Source organism: Hyphomicrobium sp., assembly GCF_047600905.1.
Lineage (GTDB): Bacteria > Pseudomonadota > Alphaproteobacteria > Rhizobiales > Hyphomicrobiaceae > Hyphomicrobium_B.
The window spans coordinates 1,582,978-1,608,441 of the sequence record NZ_JASGKD010000001.1 but is presented as its reverse complement, the minus strand read 5'-3'; the positions used below and the strand labels follow the sequence as shown (position 1 = coordinate 1,608,441).

Annotated in this window: 24 protein-coding genes and 1 pseudogene; 21 read left to right on the top strand and 4 right to left on the bottom strand. The window is 62.1% G+C overall.

Going from position 1 to position 25,464, the window contains the following annotated elements:
- Positions 1-60 precede the first annotated feature (60 nt).
- On the bottom strand, positions 61-384 hold the full coding sequence (erpA, locus tag QM780_RS07945) for an iron-sulfur cluster insertion protein ErpA (RefSeq protein ID WP_415069936.1): 324 nt from the start codon (positions 382-384) through the stop codon (positions 61-63).
- A gap of 114 nt (positions 385-498) precedes the next feature.
- Here erpA and QM780_RS07940 point away from each other — a divergent pair, with 114 nt between their 5' ends.
- The 14 genes and pseudogenes from QM780_RS07940 to QM780_RS07875 all read left to right on the top strand — a co-directional run bounded on the left by QM780_RS07940 (position 499) and on the right by QM780_RS07875 (position 14,242).
- Complete coding sequence (locus QM780_RS07940) at positions 499-1,728, top strand: deoxyguanosinetriphosphate triphosphohydrolase (RefSeq protein ID WP_415069935.1); 1,230 nt, start codon at positions 499-501, stop codon at positions 1,726-1,728.
- A gap of 71 nt (positions 1,729-1,799) precedes the next feature.
- The gene (gene argS, locus QM780_RS07935) at positions 1,800-3,560 is read left to right on the top strand and encodes an arginine--tRNA ligase (protein ID WP_415069934.1); all 1,761 of its coding nucleotides are present in this window, start codon (positions 1,800-1,802) and stop codon (positions 3,558-3,560) included.
- A 62-nt stretch (positions 3,561-3,622) separates the two neighbouring features.
- A complete protein-coding gene (locus QM780_RS07930; protein ID WP_415069933.1) occupies positions 3,623-5,311 on the top strand; it encodes an SPOR domain-containing protein in 1,689 nt (562 codons plus the stop codon).
- Positions 5,312-5,413: 102 nt separating this feature from the next.
- Positions 5,414-6,436 (top strand): beta-N-acetylhexosaminidase, encoded by a 1,023-nt coding sequence (gene nagZ, locus QM780_RS07925; RefSeq protein ID WP_415069932.1) that lies wholly within the window; start codon positions 5,414-5,416, stop codon positions 6,434-6,436.
- A 74-nt stretch (positions 6,437-6,510) separates the two neighbouring features.
- The gene (locus QM780_RS07920) at positions 6,511-7,347 is read left to right on the top strand and encodes a segregation and condensation protein A (RefSeq protein WP_415069931.1); all 837 of its coding nucleotides are present in this window, start codon (positions 6,511-6,513) and stop codon (positions 7,345-7,347) included.
- Positions 7,348-7,386: 39 nt separating this feature from the next.
- Positions 7,387-8,247, top strand: coding sequence for an SMC-Scp complex subunit ScpB (gene scpB / locus QM780_RS07915; protein WP_415069930.1), 861 nt, complete (start codon positions 7,387-7,389; stop codon positions 8,245-8,247).
- A 209-nt stretch (positions 8,248-8,456) separates the two neighbouring features.
- Positions 8,457-8,663, top strand: a complete 207-nt coding sequence (locus tag QM780_RS07910) for a twin-arginine translocase TatA/TatE family subunit (protein WP_415069929.1) — start codon at positions 8,457-8,459, stop codon at positions 8,661-8,663.
- Positions 8,664-8,710: 47 nt separating this feature from the next.
- Positions 8,711-8,839: pseudogene (locus tag QM780_RS07905) on the top strand (twin-arginine translocase TatA/TatE family subunit); the annotation flags it as partial.
- 55 nt (positions 8,840-8,894) lie between these two features.
- On the top strand, positions 8,895-9,125 hold the full coding sequence (locus QM780_RS07900; protein WP_415072083.1) for a hypothetical protein: 231 nt from the start codon (positions 8,895-8,897) through the stop codon (positions 9,123-9,125).
- Between the two features lie 4 nt (positions 9,126-9,129).
- Positions 9,130-9,954: a twin-arginine translocase subunit TatC gene (tatC, locus tag QM780_RS07895; protein WP_415069928.1), complete on the top strand. Its 825-nt coding sequence runs from the start codon at positions 9,130-9,132 to the stop codon at positions 9,952-9,954.
- A 95-nt stretch (positions 9,955-10,049) separates the two neighbouring features.
- Complete coding sequence (gene serS, locus QM780_RS07890) at positions 10,050-11,330, top strand: serine--tRNA ligase (RefSeq protein WP_415069927.1); 1,281 nt, start codon at positions 10,050-10,052, stop codon at positions 11,328-11,330.
- 17 nt (positions 11,331-11,347) lie between these two features.
- Positions 11,348-11,593 (top strand): hypothetical protein, encoded by a 246-nt coding sequence (locus tag QM780_RS07885; protein WP_415069926.1) that lies wholly within the window; start codon positions 11,348-11,350, stop codon positions 11,591-11,593.
- A gap of 3 nt (positions 11,594-11,596) precedes the next feature.
- A complete protein-coding gene (surE, locus tag QM780_RS07880; protein WP_415069924.1) occupies positions 11,597-12,361 on the top strand; it encodes a 5'/3'-nucleotidase SurE in 765 nt (254 codons plus the stop codon).
- 300 nt (positions 12,362-12,661) lie between these two features.
- Positions 12,662-14,242: a LysM peptidoglycan-binding domain-containing protein gene (locus QM780_RS07875; protein ID WP_415069923.1), complete on the top strand. Its 1,581-nt coding sequence runs from the start codon at positions 12,662-12,664 to the stop codon at positions 14,240-14,242.
- Between the two features lie 169 nt (positions 14,243-14,411).
- Here QM780_RS07875 and QM780_RS07870 read toward each other — a convergent pair whose 3' ends face one another.
- A complete protein-coding gene (locus QM780_RS07870) occupies positions 14,412-15,278 on the bottom strand; it encodes an ATP-binding protein (protein ID WP_415069922.1) in 867 nt (288 codons plus the stop codon).
- A gap of 222 nt (positions 15,279-15,500) precedes the next feature.
- Between QM780_RS07870 and yajC the strand changes: the two genes are divergently transcribed.
- The 7 genes from yajC to QM780_RS07835 all read left to right on the top strand — a co-directional run bounded on the left by yajC (position 15,501) and on the right by QM780_RS07835 (position 22,300).
- Complete coding sequence (gene yajC, locus QM780_RS07865; protein ID WP_415069921.1) at positions 15,501-15,842, top strand: preprotein translocase subunit YajC; 342 nt, start codon at positions 15,501-15,503, stop codon at positions 15,840-15,842.
- A gap of 89 nt (positions 15,843-15,931) precedes the next feature.
- Complete coding sequence (gene secD / locus QM780_RS07860; protein WP_415069920.1) at positions 15,932-17,554, top strand: protein translocase subunit SecD; 1,623 nt, start codon at positions 15,932-15,934, stop codon at positions 17,552-17,554.
- Between the two features lie 18 nt (positions 17,555-17,572).
- Positions 17,573-17,995 carry a hypothetical protein gene (locus tag QM780_RS07855; RefSeq protein WP_415071987.1) on the top strand — a complete coding sequence of 141 codons (423 nt, stop codon included), beginning with the start codon at positions 17,573-17,575 and terminating at the stop codon, positions 17,993-17,995.
- Positions 17,916-18,545 carry a protein translocase subunit SecF gene (gene secF, locus QM780_RS07850; protein WP_415069919.1) on the top strand — a complete coding sequence of 210 codons (630 nt, stop codon included), beginning with the start codon at positions 17,916-17,918 and terminating at the stop codon, positions 18,543-18,545. Before QM780_RS07855 ends, secF begins: the two co-directional genes overlap by 80 nt.
- A gap of 26 nt (positions 18,546-18,571) precedes the next feature.
- Positions 18,572-18,949, top strand: a complete 378-nt coding sequence (locus tag QM780_RS07845) for an Mth938-like domain-containing protein (protein WP_415069918.1) — start codon at positions 18,572-18,574, stop codon at positions 18,947-18,949.
- Between the two features lie 26 nt (positions 18,950-18,975).
- Positions 18,976-19,809, top strand: coding sequence for a squalene/phytoene synthase family protein (locus tag QM780_RS07840; RefSeq protein ID WP_415069917.1), 834 nt, complete (start codon positions 18,976-18,978; stop codon positions 19,807-19,809).
- A gap of 19 nt (positions 19,810-19,828) precedes the next feature.
- Positions 19,829-22,300: a hypothetical protein gene (locus QM780_RS07835; protein WP_415069915.1), complete on the top strand. Its 2,472-nt coding sequence runs from the start codon at positions 19,829-19,831 to the stop codon at positions 22,298-22,300.
- Positions 22,301-22,304: 4 nt separating this feature from the next.
- On the opposite strand, the gene trmFO is transcribed toward QM780_RS07835, so the two are convergent.
- Together trmFO and QM780_RS07825 are read right to left on the bottom strand one after the other, a co-directional pair.
- Positions 22,305-23,738, bottom strand: coding sequence for a methylenetetrahydrofolate--tRNA-(uracil(54)-C(5))-methyltransferase (FADH(2)-oxidizing) TrmFO (gene trmFO / locus QM780_RS07830; RefSeq protein ID WP_415069913.1), 1,434 nt, complete (start codon positions 23,736-23,738; stop codon positions 22,305-22,307).
- A 122-nt stretch (positions 23,739-23,860) separates the two neighbouring features.
- A complete protein-coding gene (locus QM780_RS07825) occupies positions 23,861-25,183 on the bottom strand; it encodes an Nramp family divalent metal transporter (protein ID WP_415071986.1) in 1,323 nt (440 codons plus the stop codon).
- Positions 25,184-25,464: the final 281 nt, after the last annotated feature.

The window sequence follows — 25,464 nt, the reverse complement described above, 5'->3', positions numbered from 1 at the left end:
GTCCTGCATTGCCGGGTTAAACCCGGCCATGACGTGAAGGTTTGAGATAATTGAAAACAGTTAGATCGAAAAGCTCGTGCCGCAGCCGCACGATGCCGTGGCGACCGGGTTGTTGATTTTGAAGGATGCGCCGATCAGGTCGTCGACGAAGTCGATCTCGGCGCCTTCCATATATTGCTGGGAAACCGGATCGATCACGACCGTCGCGCCATTGCGGTGAATCACCAGATCATCGTCGGCTTTGCCGCCGACGAGGTCGAACTTATATTGGAAGCCGGAGCAGCCACCGCCTTCGACCGAAACGCGCAACACCGGCGAGGAAGCCTCATTGGCGACGATTTCCGCGATGCGCGTCGCGGCACGGTCTGTCACGGTAATGGTCATCGGTCAGTCAAATCTCGGGCGATTAACGGTGCGGACGGCAGTTCGGCACTGGTCTCCGCAGCCACCGAAAGATAGGAAGGCGGCAGGCGAAGTCAAATGTTTGAGCATCGCAGCATGCCCGCACGGGTAAAATCGGCCACAGATGCCGCGGATTTCGGGCAGAACCTCCGCCCGGGCGAGCGCGCCCCGGCGACCTATGCCGCTAGCGGCATGCCGTCCCGCGGCCGCCATTATCCCGAATCGGACTGCCCGACCCGCAGCCCCTTTCAGCGCGACCGCGACCGCATTCTGCACGCGACCGCTTTCCGCCGTTTGACCTACAAGACGCAGGTGTTCCTGCCGCACGAAGGTGATCATTTCCGCACGCGCCTCACCCATTCGCTTGAGGTCGCCCAAATCGCCCGCACCATCGCCCGCCAGCTGCGGCTTGACGAAGACTTGGCCGAAACGATTGCTCTCGCGCACGATCTCGGCCATTCGCCGTTCGGTCATGCCGGCGAGCGGGCGCTCGATGCCGCCATGAAGCAGTTCGGCGGCTTCGATCATAACGCCCAGTCGCTCCGCATCGTGACGGCGCTCGAACGGAAGTATCTCGCATTCGATGGCCTGAACCTCACCTGGGAAACGCTGGAAGGGCTGGCGAAGCATAACGGCCCGGTTTGCAACAAGGACGGCGCCGTCGCCAAGGTCGTGCGCCACATCGAGGCGTGGTCGCCGTTGGAGCTTGGACAGTGGCCATCGGCGGAAGCACAGGTCGCAAGTCTCGCCGACGATGTCGCCTATCTGTCGCATGATGTCGACGACGGCCTGCGCGCCAAATTGATCTCGTTCGATATGCTGTTCGACGTGCCGCTCGTCGGACCGATCGCGAAAGATGTCGCGGCCATCGCCGAGGACGCCGAGCCGAGCCGCGCGATCTACGAGGTGACGAGACGCATGATCACCGCCATGGTCGGCGACATCGTTACGGAGAGCCGCCGCCGGTTGTCCGAGATCGCGCCGCACGTCGCCGACGACATTCGAACAGCAGGCCGGGCGACGATTTCTTTCTCGCCCGGCATGACATCCAATCTCGCGCGTCTAAAGTCATTTTTGTTTCAGTCCGTCTACCATCACCGCCGCGTTCTCGACGTCATGGAGAAGGCGGAACAGGTCGTCCACGATCTGTTCGCGAAATATCAATCGGACCCGGAGGCGCTTCCGGCCGGCTGGCGCGGGGTGCTTCGGAACCTCGATGAGCGTCGGCGCGCCCGCCTCGCCTGTGACTTCCTGGCGGGCCAGACCGACCGCTATGCCCTCGCCGAACATCGCCGCCTGTTTGACGTAACCCCGGAACTGGGCTAGGCGCGGACCCAACGCCCGCGCTGGCGGCCGGCTCGACGAAGGAGAGTCGCCAGCGCAATCAAAGGACACCAATGAACCTCTTCGCCAAAGTCGCCGCCCGCGTATCCACCGCGCTCGAAACTCTGCAGTCCGAAGGCGTCCTGCCTTCCGAACTGAAGCTTCCTGCATTCGACGCCGAGCCGCCGCGCGACGCGAGCCACGGCGACGTCGCCGTCAATGCTGCCATGGTTCTGGCGAAGGCCGCGAAGATGAAGCCGCGCGATATCGCCGAGGCTTTGAAGGCGAAGCTCGAAGCCGCACCCGACGTCGCGAAGGTCGAGGTCGCAGGGCCAGGTTTCCTGAACCTCACATTCAAGAACGAAGTATGGCAATCGCTGATCCGCACCATTCTCGAGGAAGGCTCTCGATATGGCGCTGGTGCTGTCGGGCACGGCGAAAAGCTCAACGTCGAATATGTTTCCGCCAATCCGACCGGCCCGATGCACGTCGGCCATTGCCGCGGCGCTGTCTTCGGGGATGCGCTCGCGAACCTGCTGGTCTTCGCCGGCTATCACGTCACGCGCGAGTATTACATCAACGACGCCGGCGGCCAGGTGAACGTGCTCGCACGATCGGCTTACCTGCGCTACCGCGAGGCGCTGGGAGAAGATATCGGCGCGATCCCGGAGGGACTCTATCCCGGCGAATACCTGAAGCCCGTCGGCGCCGCACTCGCCGCCGAGCACGGCCATTCGCTCATCAACATGCCGGAAGAGCGCTGGTTGCCGCTCGTGCGCTCATTAGCTATTTCCAGGATGTTGGAGATTATCAAGAACGACCTCGCAGCGCTAAATATCACCCACGAAGTCTTCTTCTCCGAGGCATCCCTGACGTCCGGCGGCCGCGACCAGGTCAAGGCCGCCATCGACGTCCTGCGCGGGAAGGGCCTCATCTACGAAGGCAAGCTCGAAAAGCCCAAGGGCCATGACGACGACGAGTGGGAAGATCGCCTGCAGACACTGTTCAAGTCGACAGCGTTTGGGGACGACGAAGACCGCGCGCTTCAGAAGTCGGACGGCAGCTACACCTACTTCGCCGGTGACGTCGCTTACCACTACGACAAGCTGCAACGCGGCTTCCGCCATCTGATCAATGTCTTCGGCGCCGATCACGTCGGCTACATCCCGCGGATGAAGGCGGCGGTCGCGGCACTGTCGGATGGGCAAGCCGATCTCGACATTAAGGTCGTCAATCTCGTTCGTTTGTTCAAAGCCGGCGAGCCCTACAAAATGTCGAAGAGGGCCGGCACCTTCGTCACGCTGCGCGATGTCGTCGACGAGGTCGGCCGCGACCCTGTCCGTTACATGATGCTCTACCGGAAGAACCAGGAGACGCTCGACTTCGATTTCGCCAAGGTGACGGAGCAGTCGAAGGACAACCCAGTCTTCTACGTGCAATACGCACATGCTAGGGCTGCAAGCGTGCTGCGGAATGCAACCGAGCAGATTGCAGGCTTGGACGTTTCCGCTCCTGCCCTTCAGAAGGTGGATCTCTCGATCCTGACCGACGCCGGCGAGATCGACCTCGTGAAGAGGCTCGCCGCTTTCCCGCGCCTGATCGACGGCGCGGCGTCGGCTCATGAGCCGCACCGAATCGCTTTCTATCTGTATGATCTCGCGAGCGCTCTCCACACCCAGTGGACGCGTGGCAACGATTCGCCACATTTGCGATTTATTCAGGCAAATGACGGGGTTGCGACTTCAGCCAAACTCGCGCTGATTTCCGCGACAAAGACGGTGATAAAATCGGGGCTTGAGATCCTTGGCGTCGAGGCGCCCGATGCGATGCGCTAAGGTCTCGACTCGACGATAAGGCGCAACCGCTACTTGCGCCCCACTTCAAGGGGGTTTCCGCGATGTCCTCGCAGAACGCATTTCCCGGGCCGAACACCGGCAGACCGCTGGCGCGCCCTGCAACGCCGGCGGGCAATTCTCAGCCATCCTGGGTCAACCCTCAGGCTCAGCCGATCGGGCGCCAGCAGCAGCCGAATGGCTGGCCGGCGCAACAGCAGCCGCAGCAGCCCCAGCAACCCGCGCAGGGCTATCCGCCGAATTTCCAGCAGCCAGGTTATGGTGGTCACGCGCCTGAGCCGCAGCAACCTGCTTACGGCCAGTGGAGCGAACTCCAGCCGGGCAATCGTGGCGGCTATCCGCAGCAGGGCAGCGCCCCGCAGGCCGACCCCTATGCGCCGCAATTCGAACCCTACGTTCCGCCTTCGAGGCCAAACTTCCAGCAGCCCCAGGCCGCTCCCGATTTCGGCGCCCAGCAACCGGCACAGCAATGGCCCGGCCGGCCCACGGATCCGCGCGGCTATGATGCGGGCGGATATGGCGCGCAGCCGTACCCCGCCGCGCCGCAGCAGGCCCATCCTGCTTCGACGTTCGGTCAGCAGCAGTACCATGAAAGCGAATTGAGTGCGGCCGATTGGGCCGGTCCGCACGACGGCTTTGGCCAGGACCCCTATCAGCAGCACCAGCACGCAGATCCGCATCTGGGCTTCGGGCAGGCCGAAGGCGGCGAACTCGAACCCGTCTACAACGACGAAGAATACGAGGACTACGAGGATGAGGAAGACGCGCCGCGCGGTCGCCGTCCTCTGATGATCGTCGCGGCCCTGATCGGCGCCATCGTGATCGGCGGCGGCATGGCCTATGGCTATAAGAAATTCGCCGCTGGCGGCGTCCGCGACGGCGATCCTCCCGTGGTCAAGAGCGACGACTTCGCCGCCAAGACCAAACCGGCGGATGCCGGCGGCAAGCAGTTTCCCTATTCCGATACCAAGATCATGGGCCGTCTCGGCGATGGCACGTCGTCGGCGTCGGCTGAGGAAGCGAACGGCTCATCGGCCGGAACCTCCGACAACAATGCGTCGCAGGACGGCGATGGTCCGCGAAAGGTATCGACCCTGGTCGTCGGCCGCGACGGCAGCATCATGTCGCAAGCGACACCGACTGAGGATCAGTCGCAGACGCCACCGGCTCAAGGCGGAACTGCCGTTCCCGGAACGTCGCTCGTTGACGTCTTTGGCCAGCAGGGCGGCGGCTCGCAGCAGCCCGCGCCTCCGGCCGCCAGCGCTCCACCTCCTACACAAACCGCAAGCATAGATGCTTCGGCACCCGCCAAAAAGGCGAAGCCGGTCAAGATCACCACCATCAACGCGCCTGATAGCGCCGACGATACGCCGGCACCACCGAAGAAGAAGCTGAAAAAGGTCGCGCGTGCCGAGCCGACGGTCGAAACCGACGCGACGGCTGACGCTCCTCCGGTTACGACCCATACCGGCACCGGTTTTGTCGCCGTCCTGGCTTCGGTCCCGCACTCGGAGACCAGTCGCATCGATGCTTTGAAGCGCTTTGCCGACATGCAGCAGAAGTATTCGACGGCGCTTGCCGGAAAGACGCCTGATATCGCTTCGGCAAACCTCGCCAAAGGCGTCTACGATCGGCTTGTCGTCGGTCCGCCGGGCTCGCGCGAAGAAGCAAGCAACGTCTGCGCCCAGCTTAAGGCCCAGGGCTATCATAGCTGCTGGGTGACCTCGTACTGATCGCGCACCGTTCGAAAAAAGCCATACGGCCGGTGCGGTTGCGCCGGCCGATTGCATTTCGCCGGGCGGTCGGTCCATGATCGTCGCGGAGGACGAGTTACAATGACCGCAAGTCTGATCGCCGGCCTTTCGGGCGTCATGCTGAGCGAGGATGAGCGCAGCTTCTATCGCGACGTTCAGCCCGCCGGTCTGATCCTGTTCCGCCGCAATATCTTCGACAGGGCACAGTTTGCCCGTCTGATCGACGAGACGAGAGACGCCGTCGGCCGCGAGGATTTTCTAATTTTGATCGATCAGGAAGGCGGCCGCGTCCAGCGCCTGAGGCCGCCGATCGCGCGCACTTTGCCGTCCGCCGCAGCCTTCGCTGATGTTTATGCCGAAGATCCGGAACTCGCCAAGGAAAGCGCTTTTGCAGTCGCCCGGCTGACCGCCGAAGAGCTTCGCAACTACGGCATCACGATGAACTGCGCTCCCGTCGCCGATCTCGCCATTGCCGGTGCGCACGAGATCATCAGCGACCGTGCTTACGGCACCAGCGTCCCGCAGGTCGTCGCGTTGGCCCGTGCCGTCGCTGAAGGTTACCTCGCAGGCGGCGTCGTGCCGGTCGTCAAACATATTCCGGGTCATGGCCGCGCCACCGCCGACAGTCACTTCGGCCTGCCGATCATCCCGACCCGTCATTCAAAGTTGTCGGAAACCGACTTCGCGCCGTTCAAGGCCTTGGCCGATCTTCCCGCTGCTATGACGGCACACGTCGTTTATTCGGCGATCGATGCCGATAACCCGGCGAGCACCTCCGACATCGTCACACGCGACGTCATCCGAGGCGAGATCGGCTTCGATAACCTTTTGATGAGCGACGATCTGAGCATGAAGGCCTTGAACGGGCCGATGCGCGCGCGCGCCGAAGCCGTGATCGCCGCCGGCTCCGATATCGCGCTTCACTGCAATGGCGATTTGGCCGAGATGCGCGCCGCGGCTGAAGGCGTACCTCCGCTTGCGGGCCGCGCAGCCGAAGAATTCGCCGCAGCCTTTGCTTGCATCGGGCGATCTGAGCCTTACGATAAAGGGCGGGCTCTGCAACTCTTGGCCGGCGTCCTGGGCGCGCAAACTCCCATCGTCTGAATCAGTGTAGTGTCGGCAAATGCGCCCATGGACACCGAGGGTCGCCCCGCCACAAGAATCTTGATCGAGATCGCATGAACGAAACGGCAGCTGAGGGCGAAGACGGCGCGTCCGACTGGCAGACTTCGGGCTTCGAGGAAATGCCCGCCGCCGGTGAGGCGTTCGTCGTCGATATCGAAGGTTTCGAAGGCCCGCTCGACCTCCTGCTGGCGCTTTCCCGGACGCAGAAAGTCGATCTCGCGAAGGTCTCGATCCTGGCGTTGGTCGAACAATATCTCGGCTTCATCGCCGAGGCGCAGCGCCTGAGGCTCGAAATCGCTGCCGATTATCTGGTCATGGCGGCGTGGCTTGCCTATCTCAAATCCCGCCTGCTGCTGCCGAAGGAAAAAGACGGCGTCGAAACGGCGACGGCGGAAGAGCTGGCGCAGAAGCTGTCGTTCCGTCTGATGCGCCTCGAAGCCATGCGCAATCAGGCGGCGATCCTGATGAACCGGCGACATCTCGATCGCGATGTCTTCGGGCGCGGATTGCCGGAGCATATCAAGGTCACGCGCGACACGACGTATACGGCCGCCGTCTACGATCTGCTCAAGGCCTACGCCGAGCAGAGAAAGCGCACCATTCGCGTCGTTCACGTTGTCAAGGCGCGCCGCGTCTGGTCGATCAAGGAAGCCCGCCAGCGGCTCGAGAAACTCGTCGGCGCGACCGTAGGGGATTGGGCGCAGCTCGATCTTTTCCTCGAACAGTACTTGCCCAAGAACGAGGAAGAACGCTCCGCCCTTGCAAGCTCGTTCGGCGCAACCCTCGAAATGGCGCGCGAAGGGTTAATAGAGCTTCGCCAGGATCATCCGTTTGCGCCGATTTACATGCGTAAGCGCGAAGAAGGCGCGGAATGGCAAAAGATCGGCTAGTCGGGCCGCAAAGACCGCTATAAGGGGGCTAAAAAAGCCATGGTTCCGCCGAGACTGACACTGGTGTCGGACAACACCCGAGAGAAGAAGGAAGCCGCGGCAAACGAAGAGACCGCAGGGCTGCGCGAGGAAGCGCCGCATCCGGTTCAAAGCGAACCGGAGGACGCCACCGCGCATCTGTCACACGCCGCTAAACGCGAAAAGCTCCGCCGCCTTGAAGCGATGCTCTTTGCCGCCTCAGAACCGCTCGACGCCAAGGCGCTGACCCGCGGCCTCGAAGCCGGCGACGACGTCAACGCACTGCTGCTCGAATTGCAGGCCGACTATCGCGACCGCGGCGTCAATCTCGTGCGCGTCGCTGGTCGATGGCAATTTCGCACCGCCGAGGATCTGGCCTTTCTTCTCGAGCGCCAGCAGAAGGAAGATCGCAAGCTGTCGAAGGCCGCGCTCGAGACCATGGCCATCATCGCCTATCACCAGCCTGTTACGCGCGCCGAGATCGAAGACATTCGCGGCGTCTCTACGTCGCCCGGAACGCTCGACGTCCTGATGGAGACGGGCTGGATCCGCCCGCGCGGCCGCCGTCGCGCGCCCGGCCGCCCGCTCACCTACGGCACGACCGAGGACTTCCTCGTGCATTTCGGACTGGACAGCATCAAGGACCTTCCAGGCCTCTCAGATCTCAAAGCCCAGGGCCTTCTCGATGCCAATCTGCCGCCTGGCTTCACCGTCCCGTCGCCGACCGATGTCGCCGCCCTGATGCCGGACGAGCTTCCGCTGACGGACGAGGGCGAGGAGGACGAGCAGGAGGAGCTTGCGCTCGATAGCGACGAGCCGTTCGAGGACGACGACGTCACCGAGGCGCCAAAGCCGAGCGGCGGCGGCCCGGAAGCCGGCTAAAAATTACTTTTCATTAATTTGCGCCGCAAGTCCGGCCCGATTGCCGTTTCTGCGCGATAAGGCGTCGGAATTGTTTCAGCTTTTGACGAATGGCCGCTCCGTTCGGGGCGCCGCAAACCTTGCCCCGCCCTGGCGGTTCTGCGATAAAGCCATAAATACGTAGAGCGACAGCCTCCGACAACTCAAGGCTGCCGCCGAAAGGTGTCACTATGGGTCTTAGCGCGCAACACATTCTTCTGCTGATCGTCATCGCCTTGCTGCTGTTCGGTCGCAACAAGATTTCCGACTTGATGGGCGACGTTGCCAAAGGCATCAAGAGCTTCAAGAAGGGCATGGCCGAAGACGACGAGCCAAAGCCCATGCCGCGAACGATCGAGAACGAGGCTGCCAATCCGGATCGTTCGAAGGTCGGCTGACCATTCGCGGTTCGCAGCGTTGCGGCTGATCTCGACAGGGTTGCTCGATGTTTGACATCAGCTGGAGCGAGCTTCTGATCCTCGCGATCGTGACGCTTGTATTCGTCGGACCAAAAGAACTGCCGGTTTTTCTCCGCACCCTGGGCCGGTACGCGGGGATGGCGCGCCGCCATGCCAATGAGTTCAAGGCTCAGTTCGACGCCGCCATGCGCGAGGCCGAGCTCGAACTCGATGCGCAAGGAAGTCGAGAAGATGCAGAGCTCGATCAACGCCGAGGTCATGCAAGCCAAGGGCACGATCGACGATGCAGGCAAGGCGGCATCACTCGAGCCTCCGAAGTCTCCGCCTCCGGCAGCCAGCATAGAACCGCAGACGACGACGGAATCGGCGCCCGTGCCTTCTCCGACACCCGAGCCGGCAAAGCCCGAAGCGCATCCTGCGCCCGCAAAGACGGAGTCGTAACGCGATGCAGGAGAGGGTTCCGGCCTCCGCAACGGACAGCGAGCCTCCGCGCGAAGGCCAGGATGAGATCGACGCCAGCAAAGCGCCGCTGCTCGATCATCTGATCGAGCTGCGCGAGCGGCTCATCTGGGCGCTCGGCGCGTTCGTCGTGATGTTCTTCCTCTGCTTCTCGGTCGCGGGCCACATCTATAACGTCCTGGTCTGGCCCTACATGTGGGCATCCGGCAACGACCACGTGAAGCTGATCGCGACGCACTTCCTCGAGCAGATTATGACGCAGGTGAAGCTTGCGATGTTCGGCGCGGCTTTTCTGTCGTTTCCCGTGGCCGCGACCCAGATCTATAAATTCGTCGCGCCCGGCCTCTACAAGAACGAGCGCCGCGCCTTCCTGCCTTATCTCATCGCGACGCCGGTACTGTTCATCGTCGGCGCGATGGTCGTCTACTTCATCGCGATGCCGGTCCTGATCCGCTTTTCGATCGGACTGGCGCATACGACCGGACCCGGCATGCCCGAGATCGAGCTGTTGCCGAAGGTCTCGGAATATCTCTCGCTCATCATGCAACTGATCCTGGGATTCGGGATCATCTTCCAATTGCCCGTCATTCTGACGCTGCTCGCCCGCACCGGCATCGTAACGTCGGCCGCGTTGGCGCGAGGGCGCCGCTATGCCATCGTCGGCATTTTCGCAGCGGCAGCGCTGCTGACGCCGCCCGACGCGCTCAGCATGTGCATCATGGCGTTGCCGACTATCGGCCTCTATGAAGCCTCGATCCTCGCCGTGCGCCTTGTCGAAAAGCAGCAGGCGAAGACCACGGGCGAAGCATAAGGGCCAATCGGCGCAGCTTGGGCCGACCCGGACTGGACCGAGCCGGAAGCATCGTATAGGACGGCCTCACCGTTTCGACCGTGAAGAGGCCATCCGTGTTCGACCTAAAGTGGATCAGAGATAACGCTGAGATCTTCGACGAAGGTCTGAGGCGGCGCGGGCTCGAGCCCCAAGCCGGGCGTATCATCGCGCTGGACGATAAACGCCGCGCGCTTTTAACCGCGCTTCAGGATGCACAATCGCGCCGCAACACCGCTTCGAAGGAAATCGGCAAGGCGAAGGGCGCGAAGGACGAAGCCACCGCGTCAAGGCTGATGGCCGAAGTCGCGACGCTCAAGGAAACGATCGCGAAAGGCGAAGAAGACGAGCGCGTACTCGACGCTGAAATTCGCGATGTGCTGTCCGTCATCCCGAACACCCCGCGCACCGACGTTCCGTTCGGCACGGACGAGACGGGCAACGTCGAAGTCCGCAAAGTCGGCACGCCCGGCACGTTCGATTTTACGCCGAAGCAGCATTTCGAGATCGGCGAAGCGCTGGGCCTGATGGATTTCGAAGCCGCGCAGAAAATTTCCGGCGCCCGCTTCGTCGTGCTGAAGGGCGCGCTTGCGCGGCTCGAACGTGCGATCGCGAGCTTCATGCTCGACCTGCACACCGGCGAGTTCGGCTACACCGAAGTCAACCCACCGCTGCTCGTCAAAGATCAAGCCGCCTACGGCACCGGCAACCTACCGAAGTTTGCTGAGGATCTGTTCAGGACGGTCAACGACTTTTGGCTCATCCCGACTGCCGAAGTCTCGCTGACGAACCTCGTGCGCGAACAGATTATCGACGAAGCCCAACTGCCGATGCGTCTCACCGCGTGGACGCCGTGCTTCCGCTCCGAGGCGGGTGCCGCCGGACGCGACACGCGCGGCATGATCCGTCAGCATCAGTTCTCGAAGGTCGAACTCGTCTCCATCGTTATGCCCGAAGCGGCAACGGAGGAACACGAGCGCATGACGTCCTGCGCTGAGGAAGTCTTAAAGCGCCTCGGCCTGCCGTTCCGCACCATGCTCCTGTGCACCGGCGACATGGGATTTGCGTCTCAGAAAACCTACGACATCGAGGTCTGGTTGCCAGGGCAGAACGCCTATCGCGAGATTTCATCCTGCTCGGTCTGTGGAGATTTCCAGGCCCGACGCATGGATGCGCGCTTCCGTCCGAAGGACGGAGGCAAGCCGGTCTACGTCAATACGTTGAACGGTTCGGGACTGGCGGTCGGCCGAACGCTCATCGCAGTGCTGGAAAATTATCAGCAGGCTGACGGCACCGTCGTCATCCCCGACGCCCTTCGTCCCTACATGGGCGGCCTCGCCCAGATCCACAAGGCATAACGATCGGAGACCTCCGCGTGCTTCGCGCCTACGACATTGTCGTGATCAATGCGGACGCTGAGGACGAAGAAATTCGCGGACAGAGGGGATACATTATCGGCGAAGTCACGACCGACCAGATCGGCGTCTTCATCTACGATCTCGAACGTGTATGGTGCCTGCATCCATCCGACGTGAAAACGACCGGCGAAAGCGACGACGCCGCCCGCCGAAATCGCGGCTCCCCGATCCGTGTGAACTCAAAAGGCGAAATTATCGGCTAAACAATGCGCATCCTCATCACCAACGACGACGGCATCAACGCACGAGGGCTCGAAATCCTGAAAGCCATCGCGCTCGGCATTTCGCCGGACGTCTGGACAATCGCGCCCGAGACGAACCAGTCCGGCACCTCGCATTCGATGACGCTGCACACGCCGCTGCGCCAGCGCAAGCTCGACGACCGCACCTACGCGATTGCGGGCACACCGACCGACTGCGTGATCATGGCGGTTCGCCATATCCTGATCGAGCAGCCCCCGGATCTCATTCTTTCCGGCGTCAATCACGGTTCGAACTTGGCCGAAGACGTGACCTATTCAGGCACTGTCGCTGCCGCGATGGAAGGTGCGATCCTCGGCATTCCCTCGATCGCGTTGTCGCTGATGATGGGATTCGAGGAAGGCGGACGCCGCGCCTTCTGGGATACGCCGCTCGCGCACGCGCCCTCGCTGATCCGAAAGCTGCTCGACGAAAAGTGGGATGCGAAAACCCTCATCAACATCAACTTTCCCGATGCTGCGCCGGACCAGATCAAAGGCGTCGCCGTGACCTCGCAAGGCGTTCGCGATCAGGCGCTGCTCGATATCGACAGCCGCACCGATCCGTGGGGCACGCCCTATTTCTGGTTCGGGTTCGAGCGCAGAAGGTCGACGCTCGTGCCTGGAACGGATCTCGCCGCAATCGCCGAGGGCAAGATTTCAGTCACGCCGCTGAGCATCGATCTCACGCACCACAGCGCATTGGAAAGTCTAGCGCGCCGGCTCTCCTGAGAGACTTTTTCCGTCGTCGGAGCAACGTCTGATTTCGCGCAAAAGCCGCTGGTTTGACGAAATCCCTCCGCGAAGAGAGCGCAATTTTCATCTAATCGAACAAAACCTGGAATGGTGTGCAACGCATCGTTTCAGGCTCTTTTTTCTTTCCCTCAACGGGTCTCTCTTCCTCTGGGCAAGGAAGGGCGGCTGTCAAACACGGCACTGCAACTCGGGGCATCGGATTGAAATCGCGCAGCGGTGTTTACCGCCTGTTAACCGGTTAAAGGTTAATGGATGGTGCGAGTAGAGGTGCGTACCATGAAGAGTTGTTTTGGCGTTAGCCGCTGCGGGCGCTTGGGCCTCAAGTCCGCAACAGCATTTTCTCTAGTCTTCGCCGGCATTTCGCTGGCCGGCTGCAGCGCGGACATCACGCGCTTCGACAGTTCGTCATTTGCCCTTAACGATCCGCCCGAGACGGGAAGCAATCCTGTCCCGCGCGAACCGGTATACAGCAATTCATTAAGCGATAACCAAAACGTCGAGGGATCGACGCCGCGCGGTCCGTATGGAGCCGGCGCCAAATCGGTGCAGGTGGCGTCGCTGCCTGATGCAACCGGTGATCGCTCTTACGCTCCATCGCCGCAGCAGCCTGCGTATGTGCAACCCGCCTATCAGCCGGCCGCCTATCCCGCTTCGAAGCCATATGCGCTGCCGCGTCAGACGAATTATGAACGGCCGCTCCAGCATCATTCGGCGCCGATCGCCAGGGGCGAGATGATCGAGGTGAAGCCGGGCGATACGCTCTATGGCCTGTCACGCCGCCATCACGTTTCGCTCGCGGAACTGACGACGCTCAACAACCTCGCCAACCCGAGCATTCACCCCGGTCAGAAGCTTTATCTTCCAGCCGACGGTGCCGTCGCGTCGGCGCCGAAATCGAGCGCTGCTGCCGCAAGCGCTGCCATGGAATCGGCGAGACCGGCGTCGCTTCCGCTCGCGGACGCATCACCCGAAGTCGCCGCCCGCTACAACGGCAGCTACACGGTGAAGCCCGGAGATTCACTTTACGGCATCGCGCGCCTGCATAAGGTGAAATTCTCAGAGCTTCAGCAGGTCAACGGCATCAGCGACCCGCGTCGCGTCAAGCCTGGCATGACTTTGCGCGTCCCCGGCAGTGCTTCGAGCGAGCCTCCGGCAACGTTTGCTGCGAAGACGCCGGCTGCGGCTGTCCCGCCCATCGCATCGTCGCAAGCAACACCCGTGCCGCCTGTCGCCGACGCGAGTCCGTCCGAACCGCCTCGTTACGGCGCGGCAACGACGATGCAGCCGACCATCATCAACGGCGAAAAGCGCGTCGCATCCTTGTCTGATAAGGCGTCTGATGCCTCGCCCGACGTGCCGCCGATCCAGCCGTCGTCGCCCGACCACAAGTCCGATGCGGCGAGCAAACCCGCGCCGGTCGAACAGAAGGTTGCGATTGCCGCCCCACCGCCGTCATCGGCTCCCGCATCCGTCGACAGCGTCAAATTGCGCTGGCCGGCGAGCGGCAAAGTCATCGCCGGCTTCGGCAGCCGTCCCGACGGCACCCACAACGACGGCATCAATCTTCAGGTCCCGCTTGGAACCGAAGTCCATGCCGCCGAAGGAGGCGTCGTCGCTTACGCCGGTAGCGAACTCAAAGGCTACGGCAATCTCGTTCTTCTGCGCCACGACAACGGCTGGGTCACCGCCTACGCGCATAACGACGAGCTGCTCGTGAAGCGCGGAGACAAGATCCGTCGCGGCCAGGTCATCGCGAAGGCCGGAAAAACCGGCTCCGTCGATCAGCCGCAGCTGCATTTCGAATTGCGTCAGGGCTCGAAGCCGGTGGATCCAATCCCCTACCTCGAGAAACTTTGACGCTGATCCTCTAGCGCGGGGGCAATCGCGCTGGCACAGAGGGAAGTACGAGGGCCGGGTCGCAAGATCCGGCTCTCATTTTTTTTGGCTTTGCGTCTTCGACGATTCTCGTGCGGGACCCCCGGCCATTGACGCGCTTCCAGCGCGCTCGGCCAAGGATGACGTTTATCTAAATCTTTTCCGTCCGCATCTGATTGCGCCCCGCGAGGTCCTGCACGTATTGCCACGCGACGCGGCCCGAGCGTGCACCGCGCGTCGTCGCCCATTCGAGCGCGTCGCGTTCAAGCTCGTCTTCCTTGACCTTGATGCCGAAGTGCTCGACGTAAGCGCGTACCATCGCGAGGTAGTCGTCCTGGCTGGCGTTATGGAAACCGAGCCACAGCCCGAACCGGTCCGACAGAGAAACTTTCTCTTCCGTCGCCTCGCCCGGATTGATCGCTGTCGCACGCTCGTTGTCGATCATGTCGCGCGGCATCAGATGGCGGCGGTTGGACGTTGCATAGAACAGCACGTTCTTTGGCCGCCCCTCGATGCCGCCGTCGAGAACGGCTTTCAAAGATTTATAGCTGGTGTCGTCGTGATCGAACGACAGGTCGTCACAGAAGACGATGAACCGCAGCGGCGCCGCTGCCTTGAGCGACGCCAGGCAACGGGGCAGCGAAGAAATATCCTCGCGATGAATCTCAACGAGCTTCAGACCGCCGCTGATGGCAAGCGCGTCGGCATGCGCGGCCTTGACGAGGCTTGATTTTCCCATGCCCCGCGCGCCCCACAGAAGCGCATTGTTGGCGGCGAAGCCGGCAGCAAACCGCCGGGTATTGTCGAGCAGGATGTCGGCTGTCCGGTCAATGCCCTTCAGCAGCTTCAGGGGCACGCGGCTGACTTCCGGCACCGGCTCGAAGCTGTTCGTGTCGGCCTGCCAGATAAAAGCGTCCGCTCCATCGAAATTGACGGCGCGGGCAGGGGGCGGGCTCAATCGCTCAAGAGCGTCTGCGATCCGCTCAAGAAGCGGGCGATAGGCGTCGGCGTCGGACATGGGAATTCCAGGAAGGCAAAGCCCGAGCGAGCTATCCGCCGGGAAAACCGTGTTTAATCGCTGCGGATGCCCATGCCAACGCCCTTTCTGGAGGCTTTGCGAGGTTGCAAAAGGGCCTCGGACCACTATAGTCCGCCCGAATTTGCGGCTCGCTACCCCGGCCTGTTGGGTTTCGGGGCGGCAGCGCTTATTTCCACCGCATCAAGAGGACCTTCCTTCGCAATGTTTACGACCCCTGCGTTCGCCCAAGCCGCCGGCGCTCCAAGTGCCATGGATCCGCTTGGCGGCCTTCTGATCCCCATGCTGCTGATGCTGGCGATCTTCTATTTCCTGTTGATCCGCCCTCAGTCTCAGCGCGCCAAGGAGCTTCGCGAACGCGTCAACGCCGTCCGCCGCGGTGACACGGTGGTAACATCGGGGGGAATGGTCGGCAAAGTTACGAAGGCGTCCGACACCAGCGACGAGATTGAGGTCGAACTCGCCGACAATCTCAAGGTCCGCATCGTCAAGAGCACCCTTTTGGAAGTGCGCGCCAAGGGCGAACCTGTCAAAGACGCAACGTGATTGGTGGCATCGTACGTGCCAAAACCAAGATGCGGCCGATGTGCGGCCGTTGATCCGCACATCTCCTAAAAGCACGAGACCCGTTCCCGATGTTGCAATTCACTCGCACCAAAGTCTTTTTCATTCTGTTGACCTGCCTCGCGGGCCTCTTGGTCGCGCTGCCGAACCTGTTTTCGAAAGAAACGGTCGCGTCTTGGCCATGGTTCGTGCCGCACAAGCAGTTGACTCTCGGCCTCGACCTGCAGGGCGGCGCTCATCTGCTGCTCGCGATGGATCAAGACGAAATCAAGAAGGATTGGCTGAACAATCTGCGCGATGAATCGCGCAAGGTTTTGCGCGACGCCAAGATCGGGTTTACCGGCATCGGCGTTCAGGGCACTCAATTGGTCGTCAAGCTCGCCAAGCCCGAGGAACGTGACCAGGCCATCAAGGAACTGCACAAGGTCCGTCAGACGATCGGCAGCGCCGTGCTCGGAGGCGGCGGCTACGACGTCGATGTCAGCGAGGGCAACGATCCCGGCACCGTCATCGTCAAGCCGACCGAAGCCGGATTGCGCGCCCGCATCTCCAATGCCGCCGCGGCCTCGATCGAGACGATCAATCGCCGCGTCAACAATCTGGGCACGTCTGAATCGACCATCGTGCGTCAGGGCGCTGATCGCATTCTCATCCAGTTTCCGGGCCTCAAAGACACCAAGGACCTGAAAGCGCTGATTGGCGAAACCGCCAAGCTGACGTTCCACGAAGTCCATCCGTCGCTGTCGGCCGAAGAGGCCAAGCAGACCAGCATTCCAGCCGGCTACAAGATTTATCCGAGCGACAAGGAAGAGGGCGGCCCGAGCGAATATCTGCTGCGCGAGCAGCCGGTGGTGCAAGGCGAAGATCTTGCCGACGCACAGCCAGGCTTTGACAGCCGCACCAACGAGCCGGTCATCAACTTCCGTTTCAACCAGGTTGGCGCCCGCAAGTTCGCGAACTTCACGAAAGACAACGTCGGTCGCCCATTTGCGATCGTGTTGGACGACAAGGTGCTCTCGGCGCCTGTCATTCGCGAGCCGATCCTCGCCGGCTCGGGACAGATCTCGGGCAACTTCACGGTCGAAAGCACCAACAAGCTTGCGGTTCAGTTGAGATCGGGCTCGCTGCCGACCAAGCTGACGATCGTCGAAGAACGCACCGTGGGACCGTCGCTTGGCGCCGACTCGATCGCTGACGGTAAGCGCGCGGGTATCATCGGTGGCATCGCCGTCGTCGCGCTTACGGTTCTCGCATACGGCACGTTCGGTATTTTCGCCTGCGTCGGCCTGCTCGTACACTTGATCCTGACCGTTGCCCTGATGACGCTCATTGGTTCGACGCTGACGCTGCCCGGCATCGCCGGCCTCGTTCTCGGCGTCGCGATGGCGGTCGACGCCAACGTTCTGATCTATGAGCGCATTCGCGAAGAGCTTCGCACCGGCAAGACGCCGGTCGCATCGATCGATGCGGGCTTCCAGCGCGCATTCGTGACGATTGCGGATAGCCAGCTGACGACGCTCTGCTGCGCCATCATCATGTTCTGGCTCGGCTCGGGTCCGATCCGCGGCTTCGCCGTCACGCTCACAATCGGCATTCTGACCTCGATCTTCGCCTCCGTGACGGTCGTTCGAATGCTTATCTGGTTCTGGCTCAAGGCTCAGCCGAAGGGCCGCATTCAGACCGTTCCGGTCTAGGAGACGCCTTCCGTGTTGATGAGACTCATTCCTGTTTTCAAGGGCGTCGATTTCTTCCCGCATAACCTTCGTTTGCCCTTCATGAAGTTCAAGGGCCCGGCGCTGGCTGCGTCGGTCATTGCGATGCTCATTTCGCTGGCGCTTTGCATGACGCTTGGCCTCAACTATGGCGTCGATTTCAAAGGCGGTTCGCTCGTCGAGCTGAAAACGAAGTCGGGCAATGCCGACATCGGCGCGCTACGCGACAAGCTCAACGGCCTCGGTCTCGGCAACGTCCAGATCCAGGAGTTCGGCACGCCCGATGACGTTCTCGTCCGCCTCGAAGAGCAGCCGGGCGGCGAGTTCAGCTCAGCAGGAAGCCTTGAAAAAGGTGACCGCCGCCACCGACGCCGATTATGTGCAACGCCGCGTCGAAGTGGTCGGACCTGCTGTGTCGAGTGAGCTGCGCATGACCGGCTTCATCGCCGTCGCGGCCGGCATCCTCGCGATTGTCGCCTATGTCTGGTTCCGGTTCGAATGGCAGTTCGCGCTGGGCGCCGTCGTCGCCTTGACGCATGACGTTCTGCTGACCGCGGGCATCTTCTCTCTCTTTCGCTTCGAGTTCGATCTCTCGACCGTAGCCGCCTTGCTGACCATCCTTGGCTACTCCGTCAACGACACAGTCGTCGTCTCGGACCGAATTCGCGAGAACCTGCGTAAGTTCAAGAAAATGGAGCTGAACGAGCTTCTGAACCTTTCGATCAACGAGACGCTGTCGCGCACGATTTTGACCGGCGTGACGGCCATCGCGGTGTTGCTCTCGCTCTATATCTTCGGCGGCGAAGTCATCCGCAGCTTCAACCTCGCCATGCTGCTTGGTGTCGTTATCGGTACCTATTCGTCGATCTTCATCGCCGCTCCGCTGCTGGGCTACCTCGGCGTCAAGCGCGATTGGAGCGAGGCGTCGGCCAAACCCGTCACGACGGCGAAGGCGAGCAAGGCGAGAGTCTGACGGGTGATAATCGGGACGGCGCTGTCATGACCCCCGGCGTCGCTCGCTATCCCTACGAGACACCGATCACCGCTTATGGCAGCGGCGGCTTCCGGTTCGCCGATATGAGCCACCGCGGCTCGGTGCTGTGTTTGCCGTCCGGCATTTGGGCCTGGGCGGCCAAGAGCATCGAAACCATCGGCGAAAACGAGATCGAATTTCTCTTAAATCTCGTCGAGCCGCCAATCACGGTGCTGTTCGGCACCGGCGAAAAACAGATCTGGCCCAGCCCGGAAATTTATGCCGCATTCGCCAAGGCGGGCATCGGCATCGAACCGATGTCGACAGGGGCCGCCGCCCGCACCTACAATATTCTGATCGCCGAAAAACGCCCGATCGCGGCAGCCCTAATCGCAGTCGCCTAAATTCCATCCTGGCGGAAGCCAACAGCGTGACCGACGCCAAGCCAACAACCTCGACTTTCGACGTGGTGCGCACCAGCGCTCGCACCCACGCGCCCGATCGGTTTTATTCCGCACTCTTCGCACCGGTCGAGGCGCGCGACGATCTCATTGCCCTCGCCGCGTTCACTGGCGAGATCGAACGCATCACGCGGCAGGTGAGGGAAGCGGCGCTCGGGGAAATTCGCGTCGCCTGGTGGCGCGACGCATTTTTGAGCCGTGGCGAAAGCGGCCGCTCCGGCAATCCGGTGCTCGACGCCTTCGCCGATGTCATCCGCCGCCGCGCCTTGCCGCTCGGCCGGATCGAGGACTATCTGGCGGCCCACGCCGACGCCCTTTATGCCGAGCCGCCTACGGGCGACGACGAACTTCTTGCACGACTGCGCATCATCGACGGCACGCCGTTCCGTCTGGCGGCGTCCATCCTCGGCGCGAACCTGGACGATGCGACGCTCGACGCTGCTGCCCGCGCCTCGGGTTTCGCCCGTCTCGGCATCGAGCTCCCTTATGCTCTGATGCATCAGCGTCCGCTTCTTCCTTTGGCCCGCGCGCCGAACCCTTACGACGGGGCCGAAGCGGCCGATTGGCGGCCGCAAATTGCCTGGTTTGCGGCCGAAGGCGAGCGGGCGTTGTCCGACGTGCGGCGTCATCTCACGGGGAAGCCACGCATTTTCACCACGGCTCTGCTGCCGCTTGCCCTCGTCGAGCCCTATTTTCGCGCTTTGCAGAACCCTCGGCATGAACCGGCGCGGGATGTCGTGGACATCGCGCCTATTGCTCGATTGTGGCGTATCGCACGCGCGCATTGGTCGGGTCGCATTTGACGACCGGCGAAGAGGGCGGATGGCATTGATATCGAGACTTGGACTGCGAGCGATCGCGGCGGACCTGTTCCTGCCGCTGGCCTGCGCCATTGCAAGCCTTGGCGTCGCGACCCGCGCGGAAGCGGCTCCTGTGGTGACGTGGCGTCTCGAAAACCCGTTCCGCTTTTTCACCGATCCAAATGACACCAACGCTCATCGCGAGACCTATCGCGCGCTTGGCCCGAGCGAACGGCCATCCCCAATTCTCTCCGAAGAGCACGCCTTGCAGCACGATGATCGGGACGGCTGGGCCGCCTCGATGTTCACCAAAACCTGCTGGAGCGAAAATCGCTTCAAATGCTCAGCCTACGACGACTACATCAATCCGACGCGGCACGCCGTCATCGCCAAGATCTCTGGTATCGATGATGCGAAAACGCTCTCCTGCACGTGGCTGTCGGCGCCGCGCGGAGACGCAAAAAATCCCCGCGGCGATGCGATCACGCAGCCGTGCAGCGAATCCGCTCGCTTTGTCATTCCCTATCCCGGCGGCACGATGATCACCGTCCAAATCGGCGGCCGCGAAATCGCGCGCGCCGATATCAAGGTTCGCGACATCCTGATCGCGGGCATGGGCGACAGCTTCGCCTCGGGCGAGGGCAATCCCGACATGCCGGTCCGCTTCTCGCGCGAGCGATCGGCCGATTACAGCACGATCGGTCTCTATGGCAGCTTGACGGGCTATCCGGCGCGGATTGGTCCGTGGAAGGAACTTGGCGACAAGGCGTTCATCAAGGAAAACGCCCGCTGGCTCGATCAGGCTTGCCATCGCTCGCTTTATTCTCAGCAGCTGCGGACGGCGTTGCAGCTCGCGGTCGAAGATCCGCACCGCGCCGTGACGTTCGTCGGAGTTTCGTGCGCTGGTGCCGAGATAACCGACGGTCTGTTTCTGCGCTACAAAGGCAACGAGTGGGTGCCGAACCCGCCGAGGCTTTCGCAGATCTCGGCCGTCGCTGAAGCCCAATGCGGGAAAAACAAGGCTCAGGCTGTAAATCTGCCCGACGCCTATTACCAGAACGGCGCCGTTCCCGAATTGCGCGACATCATAATGCGTCAATGCCCGCAGGATGTGGCGCGCAAGATCGATCTTGTGCTGCTGTCGATCGGAGGCAACGATATCGGCTTCTCGCGGCTCGTCGCCAACACGGTGCTTTCGAACGAATCCCTGCTGCGCAAGCTCGGCGGATGGCTCGGCGAAATTCACAGCGACGCCGAGGCGACCGCCGCGCTCGACGGCTTGGGTCCGCGATATAAAGCACTCAATCGTGCCATTCACGGTCTGCTCTATGTGCCCTGGGAGGAAAGCGATCGCGTTCTGCTCGTCGCTTATCCCGGTCTCGCGCTTCAGGGCGACGGCAGCCAGATGTGCGGCAGCGGCAATGCCGGCATGGAGGTCGTTCCCGATTTTCAGTTGGACCGCACCAAGCTGAAGCTTGGCGCATGGTTCGCGGATAAGCTCAATCGGCAGATGCGCGACAGCGCCTCCGAGTTCGGCTGGACGTTCGTCGAAACCCACCGGCGCTCGTTCGTCGGCCGCAGCCTGTGCGATGGCTTGAGCGTCGAAGGCGTGAGCGAAGTCGACGACCTTCGGCTGCCGCGCAAGATCGACGGCATGTGGACGCCCTATAATCCGGCGGACTACCGGCCTTACGCCGCGCGGCAACGCTGGTTCCGCACCCCGAACGACGCGTTTATGACGGGCAACTTTCACGCCGCGGCGGGCTTTCTCAGCAGCTACTTGAAGATCGAGCCCTTCGCTCCGTTCCAGGCCATTCTCGCATCCACCTACTCGGGGGCATTCCATCCGACCGCGGAAGGGCAGGCCGCGATCGCGGACGCCGTGACCGATAAGGCGAGGGCTGTGCTCGCAAAATACGGGCAGGGGCTCGACGCCGATTCCACCGGCTATACCGTGCCGTCACCGGCCGACGTGCCGCCGCCGCCGGTCGCCGAACCGAATGTCGAGATACCGGACGTCAAATCCGTCTTGTCGAAGTCGCAAGATGAGAAGGCTCCGATCACTGGCGCGATCCCGCAAAAGGCGTCCGAGCCCGTTGACGATAGCGATATCGGCGCGCCCGATCCCGACGATCCGCCCGCTCCGATGCAAACCATCGGTGTGACCTCCGGCGCGCCGGACGCCGACCAGCCCGCTGCTTCGGGCGAACCCGCGGGGACGGGGCAAGCGATAGAGCTGAGAAGATCGGCGATCCCGGCCGCGCCGCAAGCGCCCCAGCCGACGGCTGGCGCCGGAGCCCCGCTTGCGACGGCCGTTTCGCCGACGCCCGCAGTTGCCGCGCCGGCTCCTCCTGCGCAGGCTGCCTCTGGTCCCGCTGTGTCGCAATCTCCCGTGACGATCGACACGCCAGCGGCGACCCCAACACCTACGCCCGCGCCGCCAACCGATGAATTCACGCCGAAAGCGTTCGCGCCGGCATCAGGCAACAACTAGCTGCTCAGGCCGATCGCTTGGCAGGCTGCGCCTCGCCGAGCCAATGCGTGAGATCGGCGATGGCACGCCGCGACATCAACCGCTTTTTCTCGCGCCCGCGCTCAGGGCCCTTGAGCTTTTGCCCGCTTCTATCATGCGTCGGATTGGCATCGAGATCGGGCAGCAGGCCGTAGTTGATGTTCATTGGCTGAAATGACCGCGCCGCTCCACGTTCGCTGTCGTCCGTAACCAGATGCCCGCCCGTTATATGATTGAGAAGCGCGCCGAGCGCCGTCGTCGCCGGTGGCGAATCGGACGAAACACCAACGGCATCCACCGCTGCGAAACGCCCGGCGAGCAGACCGATGGCCGCGCTCTCGATGTAGCCCTCGACGCCGGTGATCTGTCCCGCGAACCGTAATCTCGGCATCGCCTTCAGCCTCAGCGAACGGTCGAGCAGTTTCGGCGAATTGAGATAAGTGTTGCGGTGCAGCCCGCCCAGCCGCGCGAACTCGGCATTCTGCAATCCCGGGATCATCCGGAAAATGCGCACCTGCTCGGCATGCTTCAGTTTCGTCTGGAACCCGACCATGTTCCACAGCGTGCCGAGCGCATTGTCCTGGCGAAGCTGCACAACGGCATACGGCCATCGTCCCGTGCGCGGATCATCGAGGCCGACGGGCTTCATCGGTCCGAAACGTAGAGTATCGCGGCCGCGCTCGGCCATGACTTCCACCGGCAGGCAGCCGTCGAAATAGGGTGTCGACGCTTCCCACTCCTTGAAGCTCGTTTTTTCGCCCGCAAGCAGCGCATCGATGAAGGCTTCATATTCGTCCTTCGTCATCGGGCAGTTCAGATAGTCTGCGCCCGTGCCGCCTGGACCGGCCTTGTCATAGCGCGATTGAAACCACGCAAGCGACGTGTCGATTAAATCGCGATGGATAACGGGTGCGATCGCATCGAAAAATGCCAACGAGTCTTCGCCCGTGAGCTTGGCGATTGCGGCGCTCAGCGCAGGCGACGTCAGCGGTCCCGTGGCGATGACGACGTTCTGCCAGTCGTTCGGCGGCAGGCCATCGAGTTCACCGCGCACGATGGTGACGAGAGGGTTGGCGGAGAGCCGGGCCGTCACCTCAGCCGAAAAGGCATCTCGATCGACTGCCAGTGCGCCGCCAGCCGGCAGCTTGTGCTTGTCGGCCGCCGCCATGATGAGTGAACCCGCGCGGCGAAGTTCTTCGTGCAGAAGTCCGACGGCATTGTTTTCCCAGTCGTCCGATCGGAAAGAATTCGAGCAGACGAGTTCGGCAAAACCGTCCGTCTTGTGTGCTTCCGTCGATCGCTGAGGCCGCATCTCATGCAGCACGACCGGCACGCCGGTCGCTGCGATCTGATGCGCGGCTTCGGAGCCGGCAAGTCCGGCGCCAATAATGTTAACAGCGGATGGTTGAACGGTCGGCACGGTGTCTCTGCGTTTTCGAAATGAGGATGGATGTTTCGGCGGCGGCAGCAAAATCGCGTGCCGAGTTCTCTCCGACGCGCCTTCTTTAGGCGGAGAAACCGCCCGACGCAAATCGGCGACCGCTACGACAGCAAATAATCGTAAACCAGCTTGCCATTGAGCACGATGATGGTCACTGCGATAATCGCGGCAGCGAACGTCAGCCAACGCGGCGCGACCAGCGCTCCGAGCTTCCCGCGGCTGGCGGTGAATTGCACCAGTGGCACGATCGCGAAGGGCAGCTGCAGGCTCAGAACCACCTGCGTCAGGATCAGAAGCTTGCCCGTCTCCGCCTCGCCGTAGAACAGCGTGACGCCAGCCGCCGGAAGTAGCGCGACCGATCGCGTGATCAGCCGCCGGATCCACGGCGCAAGGCGGATGTGAAGAAAGCCTTCCATCACCGTCTGGCCCGCAAGCGTCGCCGTCACGGTCGAGTTCAAGCCGCAGCACAGCAGCGCAATGCCGAACAGCGTCGGCGCGATCGCAGACCCGAGCAGCGGATGCAAAAGCGATTGCGCCTGCCCGAGTTCGATGACGTCGGTTTTGCCCGCTTTATAGAACGCTGCGGCTGCCAGGATCAGGATCGAAGCGTTGATCACTAGGGCGAGGCTGAGCGCGAGCGTCGAGTCGATCGTCGCGAATTTTAAAGCTTCGCGCTTTTCTTTCGTCGACTTTCCATAGTCGCGTGTCTGCACGATCGCCGAGTGCAAATAGAGATTATGTGGCATCACTGTCGCGCCGATGATGCCGAGCGCCAGATAAAGCATCTCCGGATTTCTGAGAACTTCCGTTGTCGGCGCGAATCCGCGAATGACCGCGCCCCATTCAGGATCGGCCATTGCGATCTGCACCGCAAAGCACGCCGCGATCACGCCAAGCATCGCGATGATGAAGGCTTCAAGGTAGCGAAAGCCGAGCCGCTGCAACAGCAACACGACGAAAACGTCGAGCGCCGTCAGCAGCACGCCGATCTCAAGCGGGATTCCGAACAGTAGGTTGAGGCCGATGGCTGTTCCGATGACTTCGGCGACGTCGGTGGCGATGATTGCGATTTCCGCAAAAAGCCAGAGTGGATATGCCGCCCACTGCGGATACCCGTCGCGACAGGCCTGCGCCAAGTCCCGTCCGGAGCCGATGGCGAGCCGCGCACACAGCGATTGCAGGATGATCGCCATGATGTTCGACAGCAACGCGATGAACAGCAGCGTGTAGCCGAATTTCGATCCGGCCGCGATCGACGTCGCCCAGTTGCCCGGATCCATGTAGCCGACGGCGACCATGTAGCCGGGGCCGAAAAACGCCGCGAGCCGCCGCCAGCTGGTCTGGTGGCCGGCAACCCGGACCGTTCGAAAGACATCCGACAACGACGGGTCGTTCGCGGGCCTGCGCCACGTCCCGTTGCCCAATTCGGGATTGGCCGATGAAGCTCTGGCAGGCGCGTCCACGACCTCAATCACCCCTTGTCGCAAATGACAATCATTTGCAACTAGAGTGATGGCAAAGCCCGCCGTCGTCAAGAACACCGGCCGCTAACCAACCTGTGACAAATTCGAAAGGGAGCGGCGAAACTGAGGATAACTGCCGTAACCGAGAGACATTGAGCGGCATCCCGGAGCCGCCGCAGTCTGGTCAACGGATCGCCAGCGTGATCTTCAATTTTTACCTATCGCAAACGATTGTCAGCCCG